This window comes from Nocardia grenadensis NBRC 108939 (genome assembly GCF_001613445.1).
Classification (GTDB): Bacteria; Actinomycetota; Actinomycetes; order Mycobacteriales; family Mycobacteriaceae; genus Nocardia; species Nocardia grenadensis.
Genome location: NZ_BDCJ01000004.1, coordinates 136,923 through 151,492, shown reverse-complemented (window position 1 = coordinate 151,492; position 14,570 = coordinate 136,923). Strand labels below are relative to the sequence as shown.

Here is a 14,570-nt window from a genome sequence, read left to right as displayed (position 1 = left end):
TCGACCCCCATGGTGAGGCGTGGATCTCAGTGCGACCTGTCGTATCCCACGGGCGCGCAGGCGGCACGATGACCAGCATGCCGACTTCCGAGCGGGACGCGACGAACACCGACGATGCCACCAGTTGGTCCGGGCGCCGGGCCGATGCCCGGCAGAACCACGAGCGTGTGCTGACCGCGGCGATCGAAGTGTTCACCGAGTACGGCATCGGGGCCACCATCCCGCAGGTGGCCGCGCGCGCCGGGGTGGGCAAGGCGACCGTCTACCGCAGTTACCCGACCAAATCCGATCTGGTCCGTGCCCTGGCACGGATGCACCTCGACTGGTTCCACCAGCTCGCCACCGACGCCCGCGAGGCGGCGCGCACCGACGCCTACCGCGCGCTCGAGGTGCTGCTGGAACAGGTCACCACTCGGCTGGCCGAGGACCGGCTGATGATCGAGGTCCTCAGCGGGGTCGAAGGGTTCGGCGACGAACGGCTGGAACAACATCTGGAAGAGATGCTGGCGTTGGGGCGCGCGCAGGGCAGCCTGCGCGCGGACGCCACCGGAATGGATGTCCAGGTCCTGGTCTCCGGTGCGGCGCGCGCCCTGATCGATCTCGATATCCGGGATCCCGATATCTGGCGTCGCTACGCCCGGCTCGCGCTGGCCGCACTGCGCTCCGGGCCCCCCGCGGCCGGGGCCCGCGAACCCGAGCAGTGAACCGCGTCCGGCCGCCGCGGCCGGTATGGCACGCGGGCCGTGGTCACGCCTGCACGCGCCGCGACCCGAAGCGGCTCGGCAGTCGTCGTGCCAGTATCCCGAGCAGAATCACCTCCAACGCCAGGATTACCGCGCCGGTCACCGCGGCGACCGGTGACGCGGGCATCATGAACGCGGTGTGACCGGTGAGGATGCCCCCGACCACCCATAGGCGGTGCCGGTCGCTCCAACCGGGCGCGCCGTGCCACCGCAGCATCGCCCACCCGGAGCCGAGTGTCAGTGCACCCGCCAGGGGCAGCGGGAGGAACCGGGGGAATCCCGCACCGAAAACCGGATCGGGCCCCAGTCCGGGCGGCAGCAGCAGGGCCAGGAACGCGACGGTCACCGCCGCGGCCGCACCACCGGCGAGCGCGGCCCGCGGTGCGGCCGCCGCCGGTGCCGGACCGGGTATCCGCCGGCCCGGCAGGCCGCGCAGCGCCGTCCAGGCCAGCGCCGCGATGGCGACGAGGAATCCGGCCGTCCACGCCCACGGTGTCCGATAGCCGGGGTCCTCGGTGGCCGAGATCGCGAACCGCAGCCCGGCCACTCCGGCCACCGCCAGGAGCCCGGTGCCCGCGAGTCCGGGGGTGCGCAGGTACGGGCGCCCGCGATGGGTCGGAAAGAGCAGGTCGGTCAACATGATCGGGATCAGCACGCTGAACACCACGTGTACCCCGATCTGCGATTCCCAGTAGGTCCAGTTCACCCCGAGGGCCCGCCATCCCCAGTCGGCGGCACCGTACATATGCGGGCTCGTCAGAGCCTGTAACCCGAGCCCGTCCTCCGCGAGCTGATAGGCCAGGCCGAGCACGACCAGGCTCGGCCACCCGCCACCGGCCCGGGCCGCGGCCTCGCGGACCAGGAGGACGCCGGCGCCGTACATCACCATCAGCAGCGGTAAGAGCAGCCAGGTGAACGGGACCGCGACAGCGGTGAAGGTCAACTCCGCGCACACGGTCGTCAGCAGCGCCAGTGTCCACGCGGCCCGTAATCGTCCCCGCGCCGCCGGCCCGGCCCGGCCCCCTGCGGTCGGCCCCGAGCGCGGGGACGAGCGTGCCGGCCACACTGCCGCGGACTCGGATCGGGCACTCATCGGTCGCGTGCCTCGATCAGTCCTTGGATATCGATCCGGGTCATGGCGTGTAGTGCGGTGAGGATACGGTCGGCCGCGGCCGGGTCGGCGGCCGCCAGCAGGTCCGCGAGCGCGGTCGGAACGACCTGCCAGGTGACCCCGAAGCGATCGGTCAGCGAACCACCCGGACCCTCCTTCCCGCCTTCGGTGAGCGCCGTCCACGCGGTATCGACTTCCTTCTGGCCGTCGCATTCGAGGTACAGCGAGAGCCCACCGCCGAAGGTGAACTGCGGTCCGCCGTTGTGGGCGATACAGCGCTGTCCACCGAGCTCGAAAGTGACGGTGACGACGCGGCCGTTCGCGTCCCGTTGCCGGTCCAGGATCGCCGAATCCGCGACCACGCGGGTGTAGAGCTCGGCGGCTTCCTCCGCGTATCCGTCGAACCACAGGAATGTGCTCGCTTGCATGTTCTTTCTCCTTCGTACCGGGTCTCAGTGCTGGGCGGGGATGCGGGGGTCGTCGAGTTCGACCGTGTGGGCGACCTTCTCCATGCCGCGGCCGACGAGGTGTCGCGGCAGATACCGGAGTGTGCGGATCGCCTGGTTGCGCAGCCAGAGCTGGAGTCGCGATTCCGGCATGAGGCCGCCGTCGCCGGCGTTGCGGGCGAATTCCTGGGCGCGGTTCACGAACCGGCGCATCTTCGCCTCGTAGGCGGGGTAGGCGACCATGTGGTCGCCGTCGGCCGCGGCGAGTTCGCCCGCCAGGATGTAGGCGCCGACGAGGGCGAGACTGGTACCGATGCCGGACATCGGCGACGCGCAGTAGCCGGCGTCGCCGAGCAGCACCGTTCGCTGCCGGGACCAGGTATCCATCTCGATCTGGACCACTCGGTCGAAGTAGAAGTCGGTGGCATCCCGGAGGGCGGCGAGCATGCGGGGGACCTCCCACATGTCCCCTTGGAAGGCGCGGGCCACGATGCTCTTCTGCTCGCCGATATCGTTCCGGTCGTAGGGCACCGGTTCCGAGCGGAGGAAGAACCCGGCCAGGGCGGTGCCGGGCTCGGGCTTCGGGTAGAGGGCGGCGGTCCGGCCGGGTCGGCCGTTGCCCGCGGGCACCGTGTACATCAGCCGCCAGCCGTCGTGGTCCCGTTCGGTGGTGGCGTTGCACAGCGATATATACGACCCGAGATCACGCAGGTAGCGTTCCGTCGGACCGAACACCAACTGCCGGATGTTCGAGTGCACCCCGTCCGCGCCGACCAACAGGTCGAAACGCCGGGACGCGCCGTTTTCGAAGCCGACGTGGACACCCGTACGGTCCTGGGTGACGGCGCCGACTGTCTCGCCGAAGACGTATTCGACGTCGGCGCCGGTGAGGTCGTGGAGAATCCGGGCGAGATCGGTTCGCAGGATCGACATTTCGGCCACGGGTCCGCCCGAATCGCCGAAAACCTCGGTGTCCATCGTCGCCACCCGCTTGCCGGTCGCGTCGACGAAGGCCATGCCCCGCGCTCCGGTGTTCGCCGCCCGGACCCGATCGACGATGCCCATCCGCTCGGCCACCTCCCGGGCGGTACCGCGAATATCCACCGGGTGGCCACCGGTGCGGGGCGCGGGAGCGCGCTCGATCACGGTCGGGTGAAAGCCGTATCGGTGTAGCCAGAATGCCAGGGCCGGCCCGGCGATCCCGGCGCCGGATATGAGAATGCTCCGGTTCTTCATCACTTCTCCTGTTCTCCTGTCGCGGCCGCCGTTTCCGCCCCGGGCCCGGAACAGGTGAGGAGAGGCGGCGGCCGTGCATACGATTGCGATAACGGTGTACTAATACGATGTATCCGGCGCTCGAAAGAATAGGTGTAAGCCATTGCAATAAGCCAGTTGTCGCTGGAAAAAGTGCACTAGTGCGCTCGTGGGGTGAACTAGTACACTTGGCCCGAGGTCGGATAGTGCTCACGAAAGAGGGTGGATCATGTCGGCGCCGGCGCATCCCGCGGAACCGCCGTATCAGGCGATCGCCGCGCAGCTTCGTGCCCGGATCGAAAGCGGTGAACTCCGGCCCGGGGACCGGGTGCCCTCCGTGCGGCAGATCGCTCAGCGGTGGGGGGTCGCGGTGGCTACCGCCACCAAGGTGACGGCGGTACTGCGGGCGGCGGGCCTGGTCGAGGCGAGGGTCGGCTCGGGCACCGTGGTCAGCGCGTCCGCGGCGGGTCCGGCGATCACCCGGGCGCCGCGGCGACCGGTGTCCGCCGCCGGGGAACCGTATCGTGAGCGTCTACTGCGCACGGCCGTCGCGATCGCCGATACCGAAGGGCTCGAGGCGGTTTCGATGCGACGACTGGCGGCCGAGCTCGGTGTCGGCCCCATGTCGATGTACCGGCACGTAGCGAACAAGGACGAACTGCTCACCCAGATGGCCGATGCCGTATTCGGGGAGATCGACCTTCCGGAGCCCGGTGTGCTCGGCTGGCGCGCCGACCTCGAGCGGATCGCCCGTCTGCAATGGCAGTTGTGCCGACGGCATCTCTGGCTGCCCCGGGTCGTCTCGTTCACCCGCCCGCTGCTCGCACTCAACACGATGGCGCAGACCGAATGGATCCTCCAGGCCCTCGACGGGTCGGGCTTGTCCGTCGAGGTCCGGATGCGCGAAGCCCTCGCACTGCACTCGCTCGTCCTCGCCGCGGCGCTGTCGATGGCGGAGGAGGCCGAGGCCGAGCAGAACACCGGTGTCACACTCGACGGCTGGCGGGCGGCGGCGCGTACCCGCGCCCACGAGCTGCTCGGCACCGGCCGGTTCCCCCGGCTCGCGGCGACTCCGGACGAGACAACCGCGGATCTCGACGGACTGTTCGAATACGGACTCGCGCGGCATCTGGACGGATTCGCCGTCCTGCTGGCGGATTCGGCCGGCCGCCGCGCTGCCGCCCCGGAGGTTCCGGACAGCGCCCCCGCCGGCTGATCCCGGATCCGGCCGTCGCGGGTTCGGGCGTTGTCGCCGCGGCCCGCCGAACGGTCCGCGGCTGCGGACTCAGGGGTGCCGAGTGGCTTACTGCTCTGGCCTGAGCGGCCGATGCACTGGCACAGCACTCGGTGGCGGCGAATCTGGTCCAGGTCTCCCCGTCGGCGACGGTCACTGCCGCCACCCAGCGCAATGTCGACGCCGTATCGATCTTCCAGCCCTATCAGGCACAGGTCGTCCAAGCCCTGGGCGCCGACGCCGTCGAACTCACCGGCGGCAGCTACAGCCAGCACAGCCTCTACCTCGCGACCCAGGCGGCGATCGCGGCGAAGAGCTCCGCCATCACCTCCTTCTTCGCCGCGCTCGACGATGCGGGCGCCGAACTCGAGCAGCTCTCCGATACCGCCGTCGTCGCCGTGGCCACCGCGACCCAGCTCGACCCCGCCCTGCTCCGGGACGTCCTATCGCAATTCGACTTCACCCTGCAACTGACCCCGGAGCTCGCCGGGAAGCTCACCGAACTCGGTACCTGGGCCGGAACACAAGGGTCGATCGCCGCCGGAACCCGGCTCCCCGACTACGCGGGGCTGCTGGACGATCAGTTCCTGCCGCGGGCGCAGTAGATCCGGAGCGGTCCGCGCGGACGAGGGGTGGGCCGCCGGGACTCTCACCGCGGGAAGAGGGTCAGAACCCGCGACATCACTTCGCGGGCCACGTCATCGGTGGCCGAGGTGACCTCGACAACCGGCAGGCGTGAGACGAAAGCAGTACTTCCGGAGGGCAATTCGTGACCGACGACGGTCGAGTAGATCGGGATACTGCTGTCGTACAGCGAGGTGGAGCGGAACACCGCGCGGTCGTCGATCTTCTCCTCGGTGCTGCGGGTACGCACCTGGTCGGAAACGCGGTAGTCGTACACCACCGTGACGGTTTCGTCCCGGTACCGGAACAGGCATTGGGTCAGACGGCGCTCGTCGGTATCGGCGGTGCCGGTCAGTTCCGCGCGCACCGCGCACGGGTCCGCACCGAGCAGCACCGTGGGGACGGTATCGGGTGAAGTGCCTTGGGGCGGTGCCTGCCGCCAGCGCTCGATCATACCGGACAGCAAACCGTCGGCTACCGCGCAGGAGTCACGGTCCGGAGTCGAGACACTGAGGTAGAACGCGGCGCCGGCCGGGAAACGGCCGGTGGCCCCACAGGCGCGTGGATCGTCGTCCCGGCCGGGGACGACCAAGGTGCTCACATCACCGAGTTGTCCGCTGCGGCCGCGGTTCGGGGTGAGGGTGGGCAGCAGGGTCGACTGCCAGGTGAGTGTGGTGGCTTCGCCGGCGCCCGCGGGACCGAGGGTGGCCCGGCACGAGTACAGGCCGAAGGTGACACTCCGGATATCGCCGAGTCCCAGCTCACCGAGGGTGGCGCGGGGAATCAGCGCGCAGACGTCGATCTGCCGGGTCGCCTCGGCGACGGCCGCGTGCCGTTGTGGGGTGTCGGCGGATCCCGACCAGAACTCCGGGGGTGGGGTGGGCGCCACCGGAGAACCCGCGCCGCCGGCCCGGGTACTGGTATCGTCACCGCAACCTGCCGCGGCGAGCAATACGGCTGCGATGAGCGTGAGTGTGCGGAATATCGTCACCCCTGACCTCCCGGTGCGCGCCGAGCCGGACCGTTGCCCGCCCCAAGTCTGCGCGTAGCGGCAATCACAGCGCAATCACCCCGCTGCCTTCGGCCGGTCGCGGCCCGGCCGGAAAGCACGGCCGGCGGGTCGGGGCCGGCAGCCGGAGCGTGGATCAGCGCGGTGGCGCAGGCCGGTCACGGCCGGCATTGCGGGCGGTGCCGCGGTGGGCGGGTACGGTGGCCGGGTCTTCCGGCCAGGCATGTTTGGGGTAGCGGCCGCGCAGGTCGGCGCGGACCCCGGGCCAGCCGGTCTGCCAGAACGCGGTGAGATCCGCGGTCACCGCGATCGGGCGCTGCGCGGGGGAGAGCAGATGTAGCACGATCGGGACCCGGCCGTCGGCCAGGCGCGGTGTGTCCGTCCAGCCGAAGACCTCCTGCACCTTGACCGCGAGTACCGGCGGATCGGCCGAGTAGTCGAGGCGGGGGCGGCTGCCGGAGGGCACCGCTGCCCGCTCGGGAGCCAGCTCGTCCAGACGGGCGGCTTCCGGCCAGGGCAGCAGGCGACGCAGTGCCTGGCCGGTGTCGATACGTTCGAGGTCGGCGCGGCGGCGGGCGGTGGCGAGTTCGGGGCCGAGCCAGGTATCCGCGGCAGCGAGCAGTGACTCGTCGTCGACCGGCGGCCACGGGGCACCGAGTGTGCGGTGCAGGAAATCGAGGCGCCGGCGTAGGGCGATCGCGTCGGGATTCCAGGACAGGAGGCCGAGACCGGTCGAGTTCAGCCCGCGCCGTATCGCCGCGCCCAGCAATCGGCGATCAGGGTCGGAAACGGCGGTGGCCGACAGGGTGATCGCGCCCAGTCGCTCGATACGCCGCGCGACGATATCGCCGTCGACCCAATCTATCTCGTCGACGGTGGTCAGCAGGTTCGCGGCGGCTCGGCGGGCGAGCTGTTCGTCGGCGACCGCGGCGAGCCGTACGACCCCCTCGGCACGCCCGGGATCGCGCGTCGCGACGCCGATCGCCAGCCATTCGGCATCGCCTGTTCCGGAGCCGGGCGGCAGCGTCACCGCGGTACCGCCGGCCATGAGATAACTGCTCGAACCCGCACCGCGTCGCCGGGCCAGCCGCTCCGGATAGGCCAGCGCGACGATGAGCGCCGGATCGTCGTCCCCCTCCGGCCCTTCGACCGATCGGGACAGCCGCTCCACCTCTCGCCGCCAGCGCACCGGCCGCTCACGGCGCAGCGCCCGCAGCCCGGCCGCGAGATCGACACCGGACAGGTGGGTGTCGTCGTCGAGGACGGCGACGACCTCCGCGGCCGCTCGCGGACCGACCACGGCCGCGCCGTCGAGCAATGCCCGCGCCAGCCGGGGATGCAGTCCGAGCCGGGCCATGCGCCGCCCCCGGTCGGTCACCGTACCCTCGGTGCCGACGGCCCCCAAGGCGCGCAATACCTCCCGGCCGGCCGCCAACCCACCGGACGGCGGCGCATCCCACCAGGTGAGGCCCTGCCCGTCGCTCGTGCCCCAGCACGCCAGCTCCAGCGCCAGACGGGTCAGATCCGCCGTCCGGATCTCCGGCTCCGGGTAGGCGGGCAGCGTGCCGTGCTCGTATTCGGGCCAGCATCGCCATACGTGCCCCGGCCCCTCCCGTCCGGCCCGCCCGGCTCGCTGCTCGGCCACCGCCGCCGAGACCCGTACGGTGGCCAGACCGGACAGGCCCCGGGCCCGATCGATGCGCGGGACGCGGGCGAGCCCCGAATCCACCACCGCCCGCACCCCCGGTACCGTCAGGCTCGATTCCGCCACCGCGGTGGCCAGCACCACCCGCCGCCGGGCCCCGGGCCGTAATGCCGCGTCCTGGGCCGCCGCCGGGAGTCTGCCGTGCAGCGGGACGATATCGACACCTTCCAGGCCACCCAGAAGTGCTGTCACCCTGCGGATTTCGGCCGCGCCGGGCAGGAAGACCAGGACATCGCCCGCAGTCGCGGCGAGCGCGGCGCGGGTGGCCCGCGCGATGTGTGCTTCGCTCCGCTCCCGTGGCGACGCCGGAAGATAGGTCGTGTCCACCGGATGGGTGCGGCCCCGGACCCGCACGACCGGCGCCGTGTGGTTCCCGTCGAGGAGTGACGAAAGACGTTCGGCGGCAACGGTCGCCGAGGTCGCGAGTACCCGCAGCTCCGGTCGCAATCCGGCCCGGGCGTCCAGCAGCAACGCCAGCAGCAGATCCGCGTCGAGGTGCCGTTCGTGGCATTCGTCCAGCACGACCACCTCGACCCCCGTCAACTCGGGATCGTCCTGTAGCCGGCGGACCAGCAACCCGGAGGTGACGACCTCGATCCGGGTCTGCCGCCCCACTCGCCGATCACCTCGGACCGAGTAGCCGACGGTTTCCCCCACCTGCTCGCCCAGCAGCGCGGCCATCCGTCCGGCCGCGGCCCGGGCCGCCAGCCGCCGCGGCTCGGCCACGACCACCCGCCCGGTGGCACGCCGCGCCAGCGCCAGGGGGACCAGGGTCGTCTTCCCGGTGCCGGGCGGCGCGACCAGCACGGCGGTCCCGCGTTCGGTGAGCGTCTCGACGACATGATCGAGAACGTCACGAATCGGTAGGTCGGGGAGTGCGGGCAGTTCCATTACCGATCAGTCTGCGGCATCGGCCCGGAGCCGCGATATCCACCACCGATTCGCACGAAAACAGCTGTTCCCGGTAGCGCCGCCGATAGAGCCGGCAATGTTCGGCCACGGCCGGCCGGCACCGTCCGCGACTCGCGCGGTGCCGGCAACCGGGCGCGCTCGGCACGCCGGTCGAAGTCGCGACCTGTACCACCTGCTCACCCGGATCAATCGAACGCTGCGGACCCGCGGCCAGAGAGCCGGGATCTCAGCGCGGGTGTGGCCTCGGCGCTGTGGACGATCATCAACCAGCCCCGATCCGACTGTCCACGCTCGCCGAACGGGAATCGTTCTCGGCACCGACGATCTTTGGATCGTCGGTGCGGTCTTCCCGTTCTTCACCGGCGGTCGTCCGAAGGAGCCCGCGGGCGCGGGAAGACGCACGAATCGGTCGGTGACGAGCCGGCCCCGGTGGCCGCGTTCACATCGGGGGAGGCCCCGTCCGAACTGATCGACGAACCCGTAACGCTGAGGGCGGCCGCTACTCTTCGAAGAGTCGCCCGCCCGCGAGGTGCCAGCGCCGGGTCGCGCGCACCGAGTCCAGCATCCGCCGATCGTGCGTCACCAGCAGGAGTGTGCCGGTGAAGGAGTCGACGGCCTGTTCCAGTTGTTCGATGGCGGGCAGATCGAGATGGTTGGTCGGCTCGTCCAGGACGAGTAGGTTCACGCCGCGGGCCTGGAGCAGTGCGAGTGCGGCCCGGGTGCGCTCACCAGGGGACAGGGTGTCACAGGCGCGGTTGACGTGTGGGCCCCGCAGACCGAACTTGGCGAGCAGCGTGCGCACCTCGGCATCCGGCCGATCGGGCATCGCCGCGCCGAAGGTGGCCGCGAGCGTGGCGTCCCCCCGGAACAGGCCGCGGGCCTGGTCGACCTCGCCGATCCGTACGCCGGAACCCAATGCCGCCGTGCCCGTTTCGGGGGCGAGCTTACCGAGTAACAGGGCGAGCAGAGTGGATTTTCCGGAGCCGTTCGCACCGGACACGACGATGCGGTCGGTCCAATCGATCCGGGTGGTCACCGGCCCGAGCCTGAACGCACCGCGCGTGACGGTGGCAGCACCGGCGGTCGCGACGACGGTACCGCTGCGCGGCGCGGTCGCGATCGTCATCCGCAGCTCCCACTCCTTGCGGGGTTCCTCCACCACGTCGAGCCGTTCGATACGGCGTTGCGTCTGGCGCGCTTTGGCGGCTTGTTTCTCGGTGGCTTCGGCCCGTGTCTTGCGGCCGGCCTTGTCGGAGTCGTTCTTGCTCTTACGGCGCGCGTTGCGCACACCGTGTTCCAGCCAGTTGCGTTGCCTCTGCGCCCGGGCTTCCAGTCCGGCCCTGGTAGCCGCGAATTCGTCGTAGGCCGCACGGGCGTGCCGGCGCGCGATATCGCGCTCGGCCAGGTAGGCATCGTAGCCGCCGGCGTAGAAGCCGATCTGCTGCTGGGCGAGATCGAGTTCGAGCACACTGTTCACGGTGCGGGTCAGGAACTCCCGGTCGTGGCTGATGATCATCAGTGGGGTGCGGACCCCGGTGACGAAGCGTTCGAGACGTTCGAGACCGTCGAGATCGAGGTCGTTGGTGGGTTCGTCGAGCAGCAGGATATCGAAGCGCGACAGCAGGACCGAGGCCAGACCGACGCGGGCCGCCTGCCCACCGGACAGGCCGGTCATCGGCGTCTCCAGTCCGCCCGCGAGGTTGCCGGTGAGCCCGAGTTCGGCGGCGATCTCCGCGGCGCGCTGCTCGAGGTCGGCCCCGCCGAGTGCGAGCCAGCGTTCGAGGGCGGGGGAGTATTCGTCGGCGCCACCTTCGCCGAGGTGTTCGGCGGCCGCGTCCATGACCCGCTGGGCACCCGCGACACCGGTGCGGCGCGCGAGGAATCCGAGCACGGTCTCGCCGTCGATCCGTTCGGGTTCCTGGGCCAGGTAGCCGACGGTGGCATCCGGCGGGCTCAGGGTGATCGTGCCCTCGTCCGGCGTGCCGTCGGCGAGCATACGTAACAGCGTCGATTTGCCGGCACCGTTGACGCCGACCAGGCCGACCACATCGCAGGGTGCGAGAGTGAAATCGAGATCGGCGAACAGGGTCCGTTCGGCGTGTCCGGCCGACAGCCCGCCGGCCTGCAAGGTTGCGCTCACCGGGCATATTCTGCCCGTCCGTCGCCGTGGGCCTGCGGGTGCCCGCCATCGCGGCGCGGGTACGGCGGCGCCGCCGTACCCGCGCCGCATACGATCCGGCGGTGCCGGTTACCAGTGCAGACCTGACCGGCTACATCGCGCGGGAGCTCGACGCCGACCTGAGGCGTTGGTCCGCCGCCCGGTCGCGTGTCGAGATACCCGGATCCGCGGTCCGGTCGGTCGAGCCGTTCCTGGAACGGCTCGACCCCACCACCGCCGCGCTCCCGGGGTCGGCCTGCCGGCCACACCGCGGCCGCGGGGCTCCGGATGATCGACTGTCGCGGTGTGCGGTCCATTGGGTGGAGCTGTGGGCCGCTGCCCGGCGGGTACGCTGGTCGGCACACTGCTCCGCCGACCAGAGGAGTGCGTGACCATGGAGTGGCTACTGATCGCGGTGGCGGTCGTGCTGGTGGCATCGATCATGGTGTGGCGATCCCGGCAGAACAGCATGCGCGCGGCGACCGAACTGGCCGATGCGCTCGCCGAGGCCCGTCAGGTCAACGAGCGCCTCGGCGGCCAGATCTACCATTTGTCCGGGAGCAACCCGGCCGCGCGGCAAGCGCTCGCCGACGCCGCGGAACGTCACACCGCGGCGGGCTCGCAGGTCGACCAGGCCAGAACCCCGGTTCAGGCGCGGCTGGCGAAACAGACCGCGTTGGAAGGGCTCTATTACATCCGGGCCGCCCGGACCGCCATGGAGATGGATCCCGGCCCCGCCGTACCCGAGTTGGCGGGGCAGTCGACCGCGGGCGAGGTCAGCGAAGACCGGGTGATCGACTTCGACAACCGCCGGATCGCCGCGTCTCCGCGTCCTTCGGCCGGGACGCCGAACTACTACCCGGGCGGGCGCGTCGCGGGCCGGCCCGTCCCGGCCGGCTGGTATTCCGAGCCCTGGTGGAAACCGGCCATGGTGGCCGGTGCCTGGGGAGTGGGCTCGGCCCTGCTGTTCACGTCGCTGTTCTCCGGGATGTCCGGCGTGGGTTACGGCGCCGAAGGTTTCGAACAGGGCTTCGGGGAGGGCTATGCGGACGGACTCACCGCCGGAGGGCAGGACTACGGCGGGCCGGACGGCGGCCACGACGAGTGGGGCGGCGACGGAGGCGACTGGGGTGGTTCCGACGGCGGCGGGTTCGATGGTGGTGGCTTCGACTTCTGACCGATTGGTCCCGGGATAACGACGAGCAGGCCCGCGAACTCCTCGACCTCCCGGACGCACCACGCCCCGACCCGGACACGCCCGCCCCGGTGCGGTTCCTGCCCGCGTTCGACAATGCGATCCTCGGCTACCACGACCGCGGCCGGATCATCGGCCGGGCTCACCGCGGCCTCTCGGTCGCCGGTGAACGAGCCGTGCTGGTCGACGGCCGGGGTGTCGCGACCTGGACCCACCGTGCCGACGCCCGGAGCGGCACGCCGCTGCGCCGCTTCTCCCGGGCCGAATGCGTCGCGGTCGCCGAACAAGGACGGGAACCGGCCTCGTCCCGCACCGACGACGACGGACATCCGGTACAGGTGGCGGCATTCGGTGACAGCGCCGGGAAAGGTGGCTTCCAGAGCGGTCACCGGTGTGCCACACCCGCCGCTCCGAGCTGAGCCCGTCCGGCCCGACAGGCCGCACGATCTCGCGGCACAGTGGGCCGGATTTCCGGCGCAGTAACGTGGACTCGCTCCCGGCCGAAGTTCTTCCGAGAGGAGTCCACATGAAACAGAAGATTCTCACTGCCGCGCGTCTTGCGGCCGCGGGGGTTTCGGGTCTGGCCTTCGCGGCGGTCGTCGGTTCCGGCACCGCCGCGGCCGCGCCGCAGGACTGCGTTGTCGAGCGAGACCTGTTCGGCGCGTCGGCGACCTGCGGACCCGACGGAGGCAGCAACTACGTTCTGCATATCGATTGCGTCGGCCTCTACGCCAGTGGGCCGTTCCCGCTGTACACCGTCGGCCCGTACGCGGCGATCAGCTACCCCTTCACGCCGGTGGGTCAGCGCGTCACCACGGGTTGTACGGGAACGGGTCCCGGTGTCGTCGCGGTTGCGACCAACGCCTATGTCGAGGTCTATCGAGGCTGACCGGGGGCCGGGGCCCGCGTCGCAGTGAGACCGCTCGGGGCGAGATCCTGTGTGCAAGAACACCGATGGGGTGACACGAACTGCCGCTGTGTACCAAGCTGGAAGGGTTTGGATCATGCGGGAGGAGAGCGTCATGGCTTCTCGATACACATCGGCACTCGAGCGGAGAATCGCGGATATGCGCGCACAACGGGACATTCGGGTGCACGCGGACAGGCCCTGGTCGTTACAGGAACTGTTCAGCACGCCCGACTGCGATATCGCAGAATACAGCAGGGAGTTCAGGCCGAGTCAATTCGGTGCTCGTTCCTGCGCGGACGTGGAGAAATACTGCCGCGCCCAGGGTATCTGGCTGGAGCCGGGCGGCGCGCATTACAACAGCATGACGCCGTATCTACATCCGTTCCCGATCAGCGCGGACCGGCTGACCACCATCGGCTTGTTCAACGCGATCCTGTTCTGGCTCAACGACACTGTGGGCCGCGAGAAGTTCGGGCACCTGTCCGGAAACGAACAGCACCGAGCGCGAACCGAACTCGATCGGCTGTGCCGCCTGCTCGAATCGCGGACCGTGCCGGACGACGCCTCGCCGATCGAAACGGCGACGGTCGAGTTCCTCTCCCGGCTCCATACCCAGGACGCGGACGAGCAGTGGCTCGAGCTGTTCCTGGAGTCGACCGTCGAGCATCTGCGCACCGCGATCCGGGACCAGAACGCCCGGTCCCGCCGTGACCTGCTGACCACGGACGAATACATCGATCTCCGGGCCCAGGTGTCGGGTATGTACCCGGCCATCGCTCTGTGCGAATTCGGGCGCGACAGCTACCTCGATCAGGAGCGTTTGGCCGCTGCGGGGCTCGCGGATGATCTGCGCCGATTACGGGTGGTGACGGCCGAGATCGGCGCCTTGATGAACGATATGTTCTCCTTCGAGAAGGAGTGCATCGTCGACCGCTCCGATTTCAATCTGATACCGGTGTGCTTCCTGAACGATCCGCGGGCAACACTGGCCGATGCCGTCTACGCCGCCGCCGGCGTGGTCCGCGACCGGCTCACCGAGTTCCGCGGATTGCACACCGCGCTCACGGCGCGCTGCGCCGAACCCGGTATGGCCGACAGCGGCCTGGTGGGGCCGGTCCGGACCCATCTCGCCGACCTGGAGGGCTGTGTCCAGGCCACCTGGGTGTGGCAGGTCATGACGACCCGGTACAAGGGTGTGGGCATCTTTGCCGAGAACAACGCCCTGCCGAGTGGCAACGATGCGGCCTGATAGGGAAGGATGGCCTCAGC

General features: G+C 70.2%; 12 protein-coding genes and 1 pseudogene. 7 read left to right on the top strand and 6 right to left on the bottom strand.

The features are described from left to right. Positions 1 to 77 precede the first annotated feature (77 nt). Positions 78 to 704 (top strand): TetR/AcrR family transcriptional regulator, encoded by a 627-nt coding sequence (locus NGR01S_RS05690; protein WP_063035186.1) that lies wholly within the window; start codon positions 78 to 80, stop codon positions 702 to 704. A 43-nt stretch (positions 705 to 747) separates the two neighbouring features. Here NGR01S_RS05690 and NGR01S_RS05685 read toward each other — a convergent pair whose 3' ends face one another. The 3 genes from NGR01S_RS05685 to NGR01S_RS05675 are packed head-to-tail and all read right to left on the bottom strand — an operon-like array spanning position 748 to position 3,536. Then, positions 748 to 1,836: an AF_0692 family protein gene (locus tag NGR01S_RS05685; protein WP_218020736.1), complete on the bottom strand. Its 1,089-nt coding sequence runs from the start codon at positions 1,834 to 1,836 to the stop codon at positions 748 to 750. Then, positions 1,833 to 2,282, bottom strand: a complete 450-nt coding sequence (locus NGR01S_RS05680; RefSeq protein WP_063035116.1) for a VOC family protein — start codon at positions 2,280 to 2,282, stop codon at positions 1,833 to 1,835. The genes NGR01S_RS05685 and NGR01S_RS05680 overlap by 4 nt, the downstream gene beginning before the upstream one ends. Positions 2,283 to 2,306: 24 nt before the next feature. Further along, positions 2,307 to 3,536 (bottom strand): FAD-dependent monooxygenase, encoded by a 1,230-nt coding sequence (locus tag NGR01S_RS05675; protein ID WP_063035115.1) that lies wholly within the window; start codon positions 3,534 to 3,536, stop codon positions 2,307 to 2,309. A 247-nt stretch (positions 3,537 to 3,783) separates the two neighbouring features. Here NGR01S_RS05675 and NGR01S_RS05670 point away from each other — a divergent pair, with 247 nt between their 5' ends. Both NGR01S_RS05670 and NGR01S_RS05665 read left to right on the top strand, forming a co-directional pair. After that, the gene (locus NGR01S_RS05670; protein WP_063035114.1) at positions 3,784 to 4,770 is read left to right on the top strand and encodes a GntR family transcriptional regulator; all 987 of its coding nucleotides are present in this window, start codon (positions 3,784 to 3,786) and stop codon (positions 4,768 to 4,770) included. Between the two features lie 131 nt (positions 4,771 to 4,901). Next, positions 4,902 to 5,393, top strand: coding sequence for a substrate-binding domain-containing protein (locus tag NGR01S_RS05665; protein WP_063035113.1), 492 nt, complete (start codon positions 4,902 to 4,904; stop codon positions 5,391 to 5,393). A 44-nt stretch (positions 5,394 to 5,437) separates the two neighbouring features. Here the strand turns inward: NGR01S_RS05665 and NGR01S_RS05660 are convergent, their stop codons facing one another. The 3 genes from NGR01S_RS05660 to NGR01S_RS05650 form a co-directional block, all read right to left on the bottom strand. Then, complete coding sequence (locus tag NGR01S_RS05660) at positions 5,438 to 6,403, bottom strand: peptidase (RefSeq protein ID WP_245664447.1); 966 nt, start codon at positions 6,401 to 6,403, stop codon at positions 5,438 to 5,440. A 154-nt stretch (positions 6,404 to 6,557) separates the two neighbouring features. Further along, positions 6,558 to 9,017 (bottom strand): ATP-dependent helicase HrpB, encoded by a 2,460-nt coding sequence (gene hrpB / locus NGR01S_RS05655; RefSeq protein WP_063035112.1) that lies wholly within the window; start codon positions 9,015 to 9,017, stop codon positions 6,558 to 6,560. A 520-nt stretch (positions 9,018 to 9,537) separates the two neighbouring features. Further along, entirely contained in the window at positions 9,538 to 11,178 is a 1,641-nt protein-coding gene (locus tag NGR01S_RS05650) for an ABC-F family ATP-binding cassette domain-containing protein (RefSeq protein ID WP_063035111.1), read from the bottom strand. Positions 11,179 to 11,590: 412 nt separating this feature from the next. Here NGR01S_RS05650 and NGR01S_RS32305 point away from each other — a divergent pair, with 412 nt between their 5' ends. The 4 genes and pseudogenes from NGR01S_RS32305 to NGR01S_RS05625 all read left to right on the top strand — a co-directional run bounded on the left by NGR01S_RS32305 (position 11,591) and on the right by NGR01S_RS05625 (position 14,550). Continuing rightward, positions 11,591 to 12,373 carry a hypothetical protein gene (locus NGR01S_RS32305; RefSeq protein WP_063035109.1) on the top strand — a complete coding sequence of 261 codons (783 nt, stop codon included), beginning with the start codon at positions 11,591 to 11,593 and terminating at the stop codon, positions 12,371 to 12,373. Then, a pseudogene (locus NGR01S_RS32300) lies at positions 12,271 to 12,810 on the top strand (DNA glycosylase AlkZ-like family protein); the annotation flags it as partial. The gene NGR01S_RS32305 and the pseudogene NGR01S_RS32300, both read left to right, overlap by 103 nt. Positions 12,811 to 12,917: 107 nt before the next feature. Next, positions 12,918 to 13,280, top strand: a complete 363-nt coding sequence (locus tag NGR01S_RS05630) for a hypothetical protein (protein WP_063035107.1) — start codon at positions 12,918 to 12,920, stop codon at positions 13,278 to 13,280. A 133-nt stretch (positions 13,281 to 13,413) separates the two neighbouring features. Next, a complete protein-coding gene (locus NGR01S_RS05625) occupies positions 13,414 to 14,550 on the top strand; it encodes a terpene synthase family protein (protein ID WP_084480419.1) in 1,137 nt (378 codons plus the stop codon). The last annotated feature ends 20 nt before the right edge of the window (positions 14,551 to 14,570 follow it).

What these genes read in the sequence shown, in the direction of transcription:
- NGR01S_RS05690 (WP_063035186.1), top strand. Translation starts at nt 78, where the DNA reads ATGCCGACTTCCGAGCGGGACGCGACGAACACCGACGATGCCACCAGT.
- NGR01S_RS05685 (WP_218020736.1), bottom strand. Translation starts at nt 1,836, where the DNA reads ATGAGTGCCCGATCCGAGTCCGCGGCAGTGTGGCCGGCACGCTCGTCC.
- NGR01S_RS05680 (WP_063035116.1), bottom strand. Translation starts at nt 2,282, where the DNA reads ATGCAAGCGAGCACATTCCTGTGGTTCGACGGATACGCGGAGGAAGCC.
- NGR01S_RS05675 (WP_063035115.1), bottom strand. Translation starts at nt 3,536, where the DNA reads ATGAAGAACCGGAGCATTCTCATATCCGGCGCCGGGATCGCCGGGCCG.
- NGR01S_RS05670 (WP_063035114.1), top strand. Translation starts at nt 3,784, where the DNA reads ATGTCGGCGCCGGCGCATCCCGCGGAACCGCCGTATCAGGCGATCGCC.
- hrpB (WP_063035112.1), bottom strand. Translation starts at nt 9,017, where the DNA reads ATGGAACTGCCCGCACTCCCCGACCTACCGATTCGTGACGTTCTCGAT.
- NGR01S_RS32305 (WP_063035109.1), top strand. Translation starts at nt 11,591, where the DNA reads ATGGAGTGGCTACTGATCGCGGTGGCGGTCGTGCTGGTGGCATCGATC.
- NGR01S_RS05630 (WP_063035107.1), top strand. Translation starts at nt 12,918, where the DNA reads ATGAAACAGAAGATTCTCACTGCCGCGCGTCTTGCGGCCGCGGGGGTT.
- NGR01S_RS05625 (WP_084480419.1), top strand. Translation starts at nt 13,414, where the DNA reads ATGGCTTCTCGATACACATCGGCACTCGAGCGGAGAATCGCGGATATG.